Annotated in this window: 12 protein-coding genes; all 12 read right to left on the bottom strand. The window is 46.5% G+C overall.

The annotated features are described in order from the left end of the window. Positions 1-630: peptidoglycan recognition protein family protein (locus EDX97_RS09600; protein WP_148039810.1), on the bottom strand; the 630-nt coding region annotated here is incomplete at its 3' end. A gap of 101 nt (positions 631-731) precedes the next feature. Then, positions 732-1,049: a hypothetical protein gene (locus EDX97_RS09595; protein ID WP_128520940.1), complete on the bottom strand. Its 318-nt coding sequence runs from the start codon at positions 1,047-1,049 to the stop codon at positions 732-734. Continuing rightward, on the bottom strand, positions 1,036-1,248 hold the full coding sequence (locus EDX97_RS09590) for a holin (protein WP_128520939.1): 213 nt from the start codon (positions 1,246-1,248) through the stop codon (positions 1,036-1,038). The genes EDX97_RS09595 and EDX97_RS09590 overlap by 14 nt, the downstream gene beginning before the upstream one ends. Before the next feature lie 139 nt (positions 1,249-1,387). Next, complete coding sequence (locus EDX97_RS09585; protein WP_128520938.1) at positions 1,388-1,759, bottom strand: hypothetical protein; 372 nt, start codon at positions 1,757-1,759, stop codon at positions 1,388-1,390. A 15-nt stretch (positions 1,760-1,774) separates the two neighbouring features. Next, positions 1,775-2,164: a hypothetical protein gene (locus tag EDX97_RS09580; RefSeq protein ID WP_128520937.1), complete on the bottom strand. Its 390-nt coding sequence runs from the start codon at positions 2,162-2,164 to the stop codon at positions 1,775-1,777. 1 nt (position 2,165) lies between these two features. Further along, entirely contained in the window at positions 2,166-2,585 is a 420-nt protein-coding gene (locus tag EDX97_RS09575; protein ID WP_128520936.1) for a hypothetical protein, read from the bottom strand. Position 2,586: 1 nt separating this feature from the next. Then, on the bottom strand, positions 2,587-4,032 hold the full coding sequence (locus tag EDX97_RS09570) for a DUF859 family phage minor structural protein (RefSeq protein ID WP_128520935.1): 1,446 nt from the start codon (positions 4,030-4,032) through the stop codon (positions 2,587-2,589). Continuing rightward, positions 4,032-4,823: a hypothetical protein gene (locus tag EDX97_RS09565; RefSeq protein ID WP_128520934.1), complete on the bottom strand. Its 792-nt coding sequence runs from the start codon at positions 4,821-4,823 to the stop codon at positions 4,032-4,034. The genes EDX97_RS09570 and EDX97_RS09565 overlap by 1 nt, the downstream gene beginning before the upstream one ends. A gap of 15 nt (positions 4,824-4,838) precedes the next feature. Further along, positions 4,839-5,555: a collagen-like triple helix repeat-containing protein gene (locus EDX97_RS12125; protein ID WP_183164337.1), complete on the bottom strand. Its 717-nt coding sequence runs from the start codon at positions 5,553-5,555 to the stop codon at positions 4,839-4,841. A gap of 14 nt (positions 5,556-5,569) precedes the next feature. Then, positions 5,570-7,540 (bottom strand): phage tail spike protein, encoded by a 1,971-nt coding sequence (locus tag EDX97_RS09555; RefSeq protein WP_183164336.1) that lies wholly within the window; start codon positions 7,538-7,540, stop codon positions 5,570-5,572. After that, complete coding sequence (locus tag EDX97_RS09550; RefSeq protein WP_128520932.1) at positions 7,537-9,111, bottom strand: distal tail protein Dit; 1,575 nt, start codon at positions 9,109-9,111, stop codon at positions 7,537-7,539. The genes EDX97_RS09555 and EDX97_RS09550 overlap by 4 nt, the downstream gene beginning before the upstream one ends. Next, the gene (locus tag EDX97_RS09545; protein ID WP_128520931.1) at positions 9,111-13,001 is read right to left on the bottom strand and encodes a tape measure protein; all 3,891 of its coding nucleotides are present in this window, start codon (positions 12,999-13,001) and stop codon (positions 9,111-9,113) included. The genes EDX97_RS09550 and EDX97_RS09545 overlap by 1 nt, the downstream gene beginning before the upstream one ends. Between the last annotated feature and the right edge of the window lie 22 nt (positions 13,002-13,023).

Raw genomic sequence — 13,023 nt, 5'->3', positions numbered from 1 at the left:
GACGGAGTTGTAGATCATCTGATTGGCCACATCGACCTTTTCTACCAACATACCGATAGAGCGGACCTTACTTCCTACAGTCAAGATCTGATCGGGCAAATTGCCTTGTACTTGGTTGGTAGTTGGCTTAGATCCGGCCATCATGGCTTTGACGTCTTTAACGATTTGCGGCATACGGGCATGGATCCATGGACCAGGGCATGAAGTAGCAGCAAACATACGATGCTCTGTGAAGCTTGCGTTAGGCGTACCGTCATAGCTTGGTGTGATACCGTAGCGTCGACAGATATCGGCACATAGCTCGATAAGCTTAGTATATGCTGCGTTTGAAATTGACCATGTGGATAGATTGTTATCGGCTACTTCGATAGTGATTGCGCGTTGGTCGTTCCAGTTGCTCGAGCTTGTCCATGCTCGACAGTTTTCATCTACGTAGCATCCGACACGGCCGTCTGAGCCAATGCCATAGTTGCTTGATGCTTGACGTGCAGTATTCTGGAAAACCGCACCACACTGTTCGATAGATAAGTTGCCAGCCATGTGGTGGATGGTGACCTTGGATACCTTGCAGACACGTTGACCGCTGTGATTTGGGGATAGGATGATCTTGTTAGTTAGACTGCTATGCATACTACTTTCCTTCTTTCTTTTCTTCTTTTTCTTTTCCGTTCGATAATTCTTCTTTTGCTTCTTTGCTTAGAGTTTCAAATGTATCTTTTTCTGCCATGTTATTATCCTTCTTTCTCTTCCAGTTTCGTGATTCGACCGCATGCGCTGTCTAGATCTTCCTCGATCTTTTCCAAACGGAAGTCATGCTCGATTTGCTTTTTGGTCATCTTCTCGATATCTGATTTCATACTTTTGAGATCCAGTCTTGTCTCGCTCGAGTCACGGCATAGTGCATCAAGCTTCAGATTCGCCTTGACCACACCTTCGGCATCTGTCTTACTGTTGTTCTTGATCATGACCACCACATTGACGATCAGGACCGCAAAGGCGGCCAAAGAAAACAGAAATTCGAAGGTCATGCCGTCCTTAGGCGTTACCATCAGACACCTCAGGCAAGCCGCCTAAACTTGTAAGCAGTGATACCAGTCCGGCCAAAAGGCTTGCGGATAGCACCACTTTCCAGTCCACGGCCTCGATCATCGTACTGGCTCCAATCGTACCAACTGCCGTTTGGCATACCGTCTTGACCGCACGGATAAGTGCCGCGTCCCACCATTTTTTTGATTGTAATTGATTCATAGATTAGCCCTCCTTTGCGCCGCTTACGATTTCGTCAACTTCGGCTTGTGTGAGCCGTCCGGCCTTGACGAGCTTATTAAGCATACGCAGCGTCCAGTATCTTGGATAGTATAGTTTAGCCATTTGGTACACGGTCATACTAAGCACCTTCTTCCGCGGTCGAGTCCACACCGGACATGGCTTTTAAGAAGTCGATATCCGCTTTCATCTGTCCGATATCGATACCCATCGCGATGATCTGATTCAAGATTTCATCCTGTTTGTCCTGCTTTTTCTCTTCTTCTTTTGCTTTCGCTTCGGCCTCGGCTTGCGCCTTGGTATAAGCGTCGTATTGAGTCTGGTCAAAGGCTACATGCAACTTTCCTTCGGTGTCGTAGGTGGCCTTATATCCCTCGATCTTGTCAAAATAAAAAGCATCATCGTCAAGTGATGCCTCGTTGCTTGTAGAACTTGTGTATGTGTTTGAGATGGCCTGTAAACGACCATCTGAATCTATATTGATATAAACCATATATACACCTCTTTCCTATTTCGTGTATTCCACGATGATGATCACCCATCGAGTGGACTGCGCGGACCATGTATCAGATCCGATAAATATAAAGCCATTATTACTCGACGAGTACTCGATCCCGGAGCCTTTTCCCGAGCTTCCAACACGTGTAAAAGGTATGTGTCCGCCATCCGAGCCCTGCAAAAAAGCATAGATACTAACTATCGCATCAAAGTTCGATTTGGCGAATCCTTGTACTAGCGTTCCGTTAGATAGAGATTTATTTGTCACTTTAAAAACTCGTCTATAAATTGGTTTTCCATCTATCCAGGTTGCGCCAGTCTTTACCTCATCTGTCGAGTATCGCATATCCTTATCTGTAACCAATTTAACTGTGGTGCTCATTGCTTTAGCTGTTAGCATGCTAGCACCACCTTTCTGCGAGGTGCCAGCCAGTTAAGAATCTTAGCCAGTGACCCCCCCGATTTACTCCAACGATTCTTGTAATTTTTCCGCCGGCATTTGATTTTGAATCTACCCAGTCACATACATTTGCGGTCAAGGTCTTCCCACTAGAGCTTAATTTGACCGCGATGTATCTATAGTCCGCCACGGCGCCGGTCGTATACCAAGCGCCGTTATAGTACTTGGCAATCACAACATTGTTAACTTTTGATCCGCTACCATACAAATATAAAATCAAGTAGTCAAAAGTAGTTGGATCAACTGTACAAGTGATTGTGTGGTTGTACCCTTCCGATGTACTGGCGCCTATCACTGTCTCTTTGATGTCTTTCTGCTCCACAAGATTATGCACATTGTTTAAAAATTTAACTACTATCATATCATTCCTCGCTTTCAAAGATGATGACCGCCGTTTCACCAGCTAGAACTTTCTGTTTCCACTGCATAAGCTCCTCGGCCTGTGCTATGGCGGTATTTACGGATTTACCGTTGACCTTTACCTGACTCTTTCCAATCCATACCACCGGGGTAGTCGAAGGAAGCGTAATCTGTCTTGTTTCAGACTGCCCGAAAGCGTCTTTGATCGTTACCGTGAAGTGGAAACTTGACTGATATGGAACATTAGACACGGCCTCGCTAATTGACCATGATCTATTGGATATAGTTGGTATCTTATCGGATACTGATGCGTCATCTGTGATCGTATATGTGATCGTATTGGCCTTGGTGCCTATCGTCCCGTTCCAGTATGTACCAGTCCCTGAAATAGTTGCCGTGCTTGCCGTATCTGTCGGCCTTGCTACGGAAAGTGACTGAATTGTCGGCTTGAAGTAGTCATAGTATGTACCGGTCACTGTTTTTGAAACCGTAAAGCCTCGACTGTCTGTGACCGTAACCACAAAGGTTGCGGAGCTCAGATTGTCAAAACCAATCGTCGCCGTTGAAGAATCAGATACCGATTTAGTAACATTGCCATTCTGTATCTGTATCAGCTTGATTGATGCATGATGCTGTGCGGTTGCCGTTACCTTGATAGACTTCTTGCCGATGAGTGCTACACAGTCCGTGTTGCTGATTCCAGCGTCAGTCAGTCCAGTCTCAGTCAGTGCCACATTATTTATGGCCGGTGGGCAGTTGATAGACACATCTATCTTGTATTCAGACGATTCACCAATCTTTGTCGTACCGTTATATGTCTCCATTACGGCGCCAAGCTGTACTGTCTGCGTGGTCGTGTAGTTGGAGTATATATATTCAAGGCTTGCCGAATCGAGCGTGAAGCTCGTTCCGGACGTGTTGTAATCGATGGTCATAAGTGCCTTGACGTTCGGTATCGATATGCGAAGCTTGTCCGTGTATGTGGATACGCTCTTGGTATAGGTTACCGAGAAGTTGCCGTCTACCGTGGTGCCGGTAAAGGTGCTGATCTTGGATGCTCTTGGTATCTTGGTAAGCGCCAAACTTCCTGATGTACTGCCTGAAGATGGCAGATAGTAGGCGCTTGCTGCACTTGAGTACGATGCAGATACGGATACGGTCTTGCTTCCATCATTGTTATGACCAACTGTTGTTGATCCGGATGCAAGTGTAACTGAGCCATAAGTGCCCACATTAAGATTGACCGTTCCCGATCTTACTCTTGATCCGTTGATATTGATTGCGTAAGATCCCGCGCCGTTATACTGCGCCGATCCGCCTGTAGATGTAAGTACAAGTGAGTACGACAATGTAGATGTATTGCTGGCCGTGCTTGTACTGGATTCAGACACATTCAGCGTCATCTTCCAGTAACTTCCAAGTTGCACCGTTTTGCTTATGCTTGGCATTATTTAACATCTCCAATCCATAATAAGGCTGTTCCTACTACAGTCGAGCCATCTGCTTCTTCACCGTCATAGGCCTGTATCTGATGGGCACCGAACTGCACTTTTTCTGTCACTTTCAGGCTCTGTATCATCGATTGTGTGGTCGTTACATTCATCAGTGTATTGCCATCGGTATCGGATACCGTCAATCCAGAGCCATCAATCTTTGATTCTGTCTGCGTATTGGATGTGCCGACATGCAACCCCGACTCATCCAGTTTGACATTTGAAACAGTCTGATATGTGCTATCACTGATGGCCTTTTTGATGCTTGCCTGGATGGACTGTGAGGTCTGCGCTATCTCTGACTTGGTGGCATATGTACCGCTCACATTGGCCTTGAAAGCATCCAGTGCATCGGTGTTTGATTTGATTGCATCCGATAGTTCGGAGTGGTATGTATTGACCTGTTCAACGGTCGATTTGATGGAATCGTTGGTATTGATGATCTCGGCACTGTTGGATGTTTCCAGCTCGTACAGCTCATTTAGATTCGACCACAGTTTTCCATCTGAGTATTTTTTCGTTCCATCTGAAAGCGTTGTTTCCTGTCGGATCCATACCCACTTGTTGGGCTCCCATTTCGGATAGTCCGCCGACCACGATCCACCGGTCATGGATGTACTGGAAGTGGACAGATAGTATTGTATGACTACTGATGCAACGCTGATTCCATCCGTGCCTTTAGGGCCCTGATCTCCATCGTTTACCCGAATTAGTGTGACTGTATCACTTCTTGCTTTTACAGTCATACGATCACTCCTTTGCTATCCTTCTAACTGGGCAACATAAGATGCTTTGTTATCTACACTTCCAGCACTAATTGTTAAGGTTTGTCCAGCTGCTACCGCTGTGTTGGACCCATCTTTGTACCATTTGATCGTTCCTAAATTGGTTAAAGCTGTTCCAGTAACTTCGACTCCGGCTCTATATACGTGTGCGGTCAATGTCGTAGAGATTCTTGCATTCTTGAAAATAGTGCCTGCGGAAGAAGTTACGACCAATGTAATTGCATCTGCTCCATTTGCTCCGGTAGCACCTTTTGGCCCTTGTGGCCCTTGTGGTCCTGTGGCCCCGGTTTCTCCTTTTGCACCGGTTTCCCCTTTTGGCCCTTGCGCACCTGTTGTTCCTTTAAAAGCAATTGCATAACTAAACTGTTTTGTAATTTGAATATCACCATTAACTGTTAATGGAATATCCAAAACTCCTCCAGTTGTAAGTGCAGATGTTGCAGTAACTGTTACCGTTGGTGCTGGTGATTTTTCGTCAGACACAGCAGAAATCCCTGTTTTGCCAGTAATTGTTCCAACTTGTACTGTTACTTGATCATCACCCAGATACGCAAATATCTGCGTCGTAGTTGTTTGTGTACCGTTGACAGAACTTGTATTGCCTATGAAAGTATGCGCTTCTGAAGTCAAAACAATCGTATATGCATCAGTTAAGTCAACAAGTGTAACTTGATTAGAAGCTTTAATTGCCATTTTGATTTCCTTTCCTAATAATTCAATTCACAAGAAAAAACGATTCTATTGTTTACATCATCTGTATTGACTGTAAACATAAAACCGTTATCACTTAATCTGCTATCTGAAGAAGAAATATCAGTCCATTCTTTTGCTCCTTCCTCTTTCTGTTTCCATTGGAGATATGCATAATCTCCAAATTTATTTTTCATTGCTGTGCTATCTGTAATTAATTGTCCCGAAATGTAAATATCTACGGTAAGAATTGTAGCTATGTTCGCATTCTTAAAAACGTTACCATTTGATGATTCGATATATAGCGATACCGCGTCATCGCCCTTATCGCCTTTAGCACCATTCTCTCCTTTTGGTCCCTGTGGGCCTTGAATGCCTTGCTCTCCTTTGATACGTGTCCACTTGTAATCGGTATATGTTTCGGATGCCGTTTCCTTATCATCGGTATAGACACCGAAGTACATGGCACCATCGAACCATGCCGTACTGAAGTCTTTTGAGCCTTCCGCGGAATTTGCGTATGCAATATGGATATGGCTTGAGTTTCCATCAGTCACATTGGCACAAGTGACTTCTGTGGCCCCTCTTACTGTGCCGTTGGCATCGATAGCTTCTACACGGTACGCAACGGTATTGGTGATATCTTTCGCGAATACGGACAATGTCTGACCGGTCGAACATGCCGTACCATCCTTGTACCATTGATAGGTCATCTCTCCGGATGCATCCTGATTGTTGGCCAGTACCTTGGCTGTCAATGTAGTCGAGCCAGTATTGTTTTTAAACACTGTCCCATTGGACGATATGATATTGACCTCAAATGTGCGTTTGGCATCGATCATGCTTTGCATGGCATTGATCAGTGACTGGTCAATCTGTGATGTGATCTCTTCGAAGTTGTCGAAAGTTGTTTTAGAATTCGAAGAATCCGTGAAGCGTATCTCTTGCTCTGTGACTCGAGCTGTAAGATACAGTGTCGGAGTGTAGCTCGTATCCTCAATCGTGAACGTATCACCGATATTGGCGTCAACATAACTATCGACTTCATATGATACTTTCGGCACCATGATCTTCATGAGCTCTGCCTTGGCTTGCCCATACAGGACATTGACATCCGATGTATCATAGCTCCATATCTTGACGATATAGCGGTCATTTTTTGACGATTTCAACAACGATGGGAATCGGTCCCTTGCCTGCGGTGCAAGTAGATTGTTTCCGGATACCTGGAATTCGATATTCCCATCACTATCATATTCTTTCTTTCCGCTCAGCTTGTTGAGCTGAAGCCCATCCTTGCCTGTCGGACGAATGGCCGTACACAGCTCGGTTATGTCCGATTTCTTTGTGATTCCAGTGACTTCTTTATCATAGTGAAGAACCTCACCAGTTCGATTTTGCCCCATGCCCTGATGATCATCATCATGTTCACGATAGACATTCAAGACGATGCGATTCAAGGAATAATCGTCATTGAGCTCCGTTACAAACTCAAGCTCTGCGCCGAATACCGTGGCCAGTGAATACAGTCTTTTCAGTACCGTATCCGTTCCTTCCCACTTATTGGATATCCTTTTGTCCGAAATTTCATTGATGCCGATATCGAAGCTCTTTTCATAGTTGAAGGCCTTGACATAAGACTCAAAGCTCATGGATTTGCCTTCATACGTATCTACTTCTTCGTTGAGAAGTTCGAATACAAGGCCATAAGCTGTGACCTTGATTTCCAGTTCGTCCTTTTCAACCTCTACGATATTCAGATAGTAGCCCTTATCCTTGTATTTGAAGGATAAGTGATTGCCATCCACTAGGTATGCAGCATCTTCCATCCATGATTCCGTCGTAAACTCGAAAGTATAAGCCGAGCCTTGCAGATAGGTATGCAAGGTATCATCCCAGTAATGCAAAGTCCCGTCCAGTGAATTATCTAAAAAAGCGCATACCTCATCGTATGCGCTCAATATCGCAATCCTTGGCATATCCATCATAACCATGCCTCCCGAATGTATACCTTGATCGTAGGGTCTGTCTTGGTCCATTCCGATACTCGGAACTTGATTTCTGACGTGCCTGGATCCACTTTAAAGTATTGTGTACCTAATATTTCATCCTGTTGCCGATTCATACCATTGACATAGAACTTCCCCTTATCGCCATCGATCGTGATCACATCGCCACTGCGGAAGCGATTCGGGATATCCTTCCATTTATCGACATGCATCTTTTGATATGTGAACCGGTTCAATCCCAAATAATACAGGAACTTGTTTCCTGTACGGTTCTTCCATGCTTTGATGCTCACCTGTACTTTTGCACACTTCATATTCTCAATTTCCGGGATATGGTACTTATAGTACTTGCCCCAGTAATAGAAAGTCACATCAGCGCCTTCTTTGCGGATATCACAGTGTCCCCAGTCCCAATACCATGGATTCTGTGAGTGCAGGTGATTTGTTTGAAATGACCATGTGCGAAGCACTTTGCCGCCAAGCTTAGGATTGGGTGATGTCCCATTTACGATCAGCTCATAATAGCCTGTATTTCCGGACGTATCTGTCTTGTACCAGTTGACGCCACAAATAAGCTTGTTATCGGCCGTCAAAAAGCCAAGATCCATCTCTCCTGTCTGTCCCATCCTGGACGCCCACATCAATATGTGGAAGTAGGAGTAGAAATTGACAGCGCCATCCGAATCGCCGTTGGAATCGGCCGGAAACGTGAAAGTCCTTAATCCTCCGTTGGCATCACCAACGATGGCTCCTTCTGACCCGAATCCCAGGAATGAATTATTGAACCACGTCTTTTTGGCCAGTGTGCCTTTTGCACCGTACTTTGGATGGATAGCGATAGTTCCCGTGGTATCATCTGCACAATTCAGTAGATCATTGATCGTTCCTAATGTCTCATTCTGCTGGACTGTTTCGCCATCGGCCTCATCGATCTTACCAAACTGCATGGTTCCATTATTCGACACGATACCGATATACCCGGTATCTGAATTGGCCGTGATCTCATAATCAACTGTGGCCGGCATGCTTCCGTTGTTCTCAACTGATGCTACAAGCTCGCCGTCACTGTTCTTGCTTGCTGTCACTTCCTTGAGGGTCGTTGAATACTTGAGCGGGTCGGTACAGTATATCTCGATTTCACCGATAACAAAGTTGGTTCCTTTTTCGTTTTCCGTGATTCCCTTTTTTGTGCCGATGAAATACTTATCAGTTTCGTCATTGAAAATGATCTTGACCTGTTCGCCATTAAGCAATCGGTTCATCTTGTTGTAGGCATCACGAAAAGCCTGGTCACTGGATGCGAGAAGCTGATAAGTGACCGTGATGGTCCTTGGCGGGTATCTTCGTGCTATGTAATTGGACCCATCAATCGTATCGATGGATTGTTCCTTGATTTCCGCGCCATAGAGCTCTCTTCCAGTAACATGCAAAGTCCTGTATCCTTCGATTTCGTTCTCAAGATAGACGCCATCATAAGACATAGCCTCGGACGGCAGGATACTGCCATCCGGGATACGTATAGAAGTGTCGTGATATGAGTATAAGCTCATTATCTATCACCTCCCAATTTGCTCTTGAATTTCTTCGCTCGATTAAGCTCCGCCTCATTATATTTGGCAGTCGCACGTGCAAATCTCTTTCCATCCACATCGAATGGAATATTGATCGTGTACTCCGAGCTGTTGCGATAATCGTAACTGTCATTCAATTCCGCGTTAAAATCACCAAAATTGGTATCTGCCTGTGCGAAGGCAAGGCCAGGAAGATAGACAAGGTCTTCCGATGCATGCCGTACATCACTGATCATGCGATTGATACCATTGATGAACCCTTGGCCATACCAGATACCATATTGCCGTGTGATACGAGAAGGCGACCCCATCTTAGCTTTCGCCTCGATTGCCGCATTGGCAGCGCTCGCCAGTCTGGCAGCAGCCGCTTCTACGGCTCCGGCCGAAGCATTCAAGCCATTGGCCAACCCTTGACCAATCATCAATCCGGCACTGTATGCACGACCGGCCCCGGACGACATAGCGCTGTATATGCTCGACATCATGCTCGTTACGATGGATACTGCTCTGCTTCCGGCACTTGCCAATGCCGAGCAGAAACGGCTCATTGCATTAGATGCAATACTTGGAAGTCTTGATAGACCACTGCTTGCCGCACTGACGATTGAACTGCATGCAGACTGCATAGCCGACACGCCAGCACTTGCACCTGCTGCAATAGCCGATGCAAATCCGGACATAGCACCGATGGCAGCTGCGGAAAGCATCATCATGGATGCGACTGCTGCGGTTGCGCCTGTGCTTATCATCATAAGAGATGCCGATGCACTCATTGACGATGCGGCTATGCTTGTCATGCTTGCGGATGCTGTCATAGCAGATGTTCCAAGCATGGTCATGTAATTGGATGCGATCATAAGGTCCGTGCCGAATATCGACATGGTAGCACTTGCCATCATGATCATACCGTTGAGCATGGTCATGGATGCCGATGCCATAGCACTCATCGTGCCAAGCATGAGCATGGTCGTCGATGCCATCATGGCAGACGCCGTTAATGCCGTCATTCCGGTCGCGATCATGATAGATGTTGTGCCAACCATCATGGCCGATGCCGTGAACTGTACCAGAGCCGCATTAAGCATCTGGAACTGCCCTGGAATCGTTGATATCGATGCGCCCATCGTACTGATAGACGTTGCAATCGTGGACATGGATGTGGCTGCTGTGGTTCCGTTGGTGGAAAGCGTCTGTACGGCACTGCTTAGATTCCGCATGGAATCACCTACGGTATCGATCTCTGCGGATTTCTTCGTGATCTTACCAATTCCTAAAGCTACTGCCGCCAAAGAAGCCGTCATATCACCAAGGTTAAGGTTTGTGATGTTCTTCAACCCATTGGCTAAATGCTCCGCCCCTTTTCCGGCATTCAAAGCACTCTTTCCGAACGATTCGACAACTCCGGCCACACCGTCAAGGATGCTCTTTACACCTTCGCCGAACCCTTTGAATACGTCCGATACACCATCCAATACAGATTTGACGTTATCTCCAAAGGCCGTGATGATATCGGCAACCCCATCCAAAGCTGATTTTATAGCATCGCCAACTGACGAAATAACATCCGCGATGCCTTGGAATGCGTCCTTGATAACTGTTCCAATGGATTCAACGACGGATGCCACACCTTCCAGTGTTGACTGGATAGCATCTCCAATGGCCTGGATAATAGCCGGCAATGTCTGTGCTACGGCCACGATACCGGCAACTACCGTACTAACGATAGGTGCCAATGCGCCTAGTATCTGTGATAAGCCGTCTGCCTGTGTGCCGACAAGTGCAAATGCCGCACCAACCATCAGTGCAGCTGCACCAATGGCAAGCCATGTACTAGGCGGAACCATGGCCAACGCTTCGCCAAGTCCTCGGAATGCAGTAGCCAACCCAGTTCCAATACCTTGCGCCGCCGTACTGATTGCTTCGCCTAATGATTTGACGATATCAGAGACGGCTGTACCGATCGATTTAACAATGTCGGATATTGCCGTGCCTATGGACTTGATCACATCGCCAATGCCTTGGAATACGGCCTTGATGCGTTGCCCTGCCTGTTGGCATTGAGAACTTGCCGTATTAGCATTATCGCCAATCTTTTTGACATCTTCGGCAGTATCGGATGCACCTTTGCCTTTTGTAAAGATGCTCTTTATCTTTCCAGCCAGTGTTTTGACGTTTCCTACAGATGTTTTTGCCGCATTGCCAATTGCTTTTATCTTTCCGGCAATGGCACTGACGCCTTTGATTGTCAGAAAAGCCACGCCCAATGCTAATACTGCATCAGAAAAGGCTTGTATCTGTCCCGGTGACATATTTGCTACAAACTGGGCAATCTTATCAGCCAGTTCGGCCACCTTGTCTACCACGGTACCAATGACCGTGCCTAAGGTCGAGAAGATACCGCTCGCTCCGCTCAGAGAACTTGCCACATTGGAGATGGCCGGGCCAAGGTCGTCAAATAGATTTCTCAGTGAATCAACGGCACCCGAATTGATGAACGAGCTCCAGAAATCATCAAAGCTCTTTTTGGCACCGTCTATGAATCCGTCAATCTTGGCCGTAAGATTGCCAACATCGATACGGTCCATCGCATCAATGATGCCTTGGATAGCATTGATACCTACATCCTGGAGTTTGTCCCATACGGGCATGAACTTGGCTGTGATTCCTTCGTACAGTCCGTCCATAGCCTGTCCTACTGAATGGAAGTTCTGTGCCATATTGGTGAATGCTTCGGAATTTCCGACCTGTTCAACAGCATTGAAGAAGTCTTCTGTCTTGATCTTGCCGTCTTGAACTGCCTGGACCATATCCTGTGTGGACATTCCCATCTGTTTTGCAACTGCGGCAATACCGGATGGAGTCTGTTCAAGCATCAGTTTGAAGTCCTGCCATGCGACCGTTGGACGTCCGGCCATCTGTGTTGCCTGTTGGCTCAATGTTTTCATGGCCTGTTGCGGATTTTCCGCCGCAGCTGCAAGACCGCCAAAGCCTTCGACCAGTTTGGTCGTGTTTTTCGTGCCAACTGCGGCCAACTGTGCATAGGTGGATGCCATATCACTGGCATTATAAACAGTGGCTTGTGCATAATTTTCCAGGTCTTTCTGTACGGATTTTATCTGGTCACCGGATGCACCGAGTATCTGCATGTTTCCGTTAAAGGATTTCCATGCAAGACTTGATGTATTGAATGACTCGCCAAGTCCCTGTACACCATTGGATAAGGCATTGACCGCACGATTACCGATGGCCATCAGTGCGCCAAAACCGATACCGCTCTTGATTTTGGACGACAGTGTATCCATCTTGGTGATAGCTTCGTCTGCCGTTTTTCCAAGCGATTCATCACGACCTTTTAACACCATTTCCGGTATAGACTTGATGAACCCTTTTAATTTGGAGATAACGCTCTCTGTTTTGGTTGCCTTTGGCGAAATATTGTCTACTGCTTCAAATTGAGCTTTCAGTTCCGAACCGACTGCATCTTGTACCTTCAGTACTGCGGATACTGCATCCTCGGCCGGTCCGCTCATGTTGTCGGTTGCTTCCAGTTCTGCTTCGACGCCTTCCGATGCCTCGGACTTGGCTTTTTCGAGCGTACCGACGGCACCTTCGACCGTTGGTGTCATGTTATCGTTGGCATCAAGCTTTGCCTCTGCAATGTCGGATGCCGCTTGGTCTGCCTGTTGACAAGCCTTGATGGCATCATCAATCACTGGTGTGGCATTGTCCTGTGCTTTCAGAACGACCGTTGCAATCTGATTGACTGCTCTGTCCAGTGAACGAAGCACATCGAGCGCCGCCTCAAATGTGCTCGTGAAATTCGAATCTCTCGCTTCAAGGGAGGCTGCTACTGAATACGTTTCAGCCATTTTCTTTGCCCTCCTTTTTCTT

Origin of the sequence: Absicoccus porci, from assembly GCF_003725415.1 — a bacterium.
Classification (GTDB): Bacteria; Bacillota_I; Bacilli_A; order Erysipelotrichales; family Erysipelotrichaceae; genus Absicoccus; species Absicoccus porci.
This window is presented reverse-complemented; position numbering and strand designations above follow the sequence as displayed.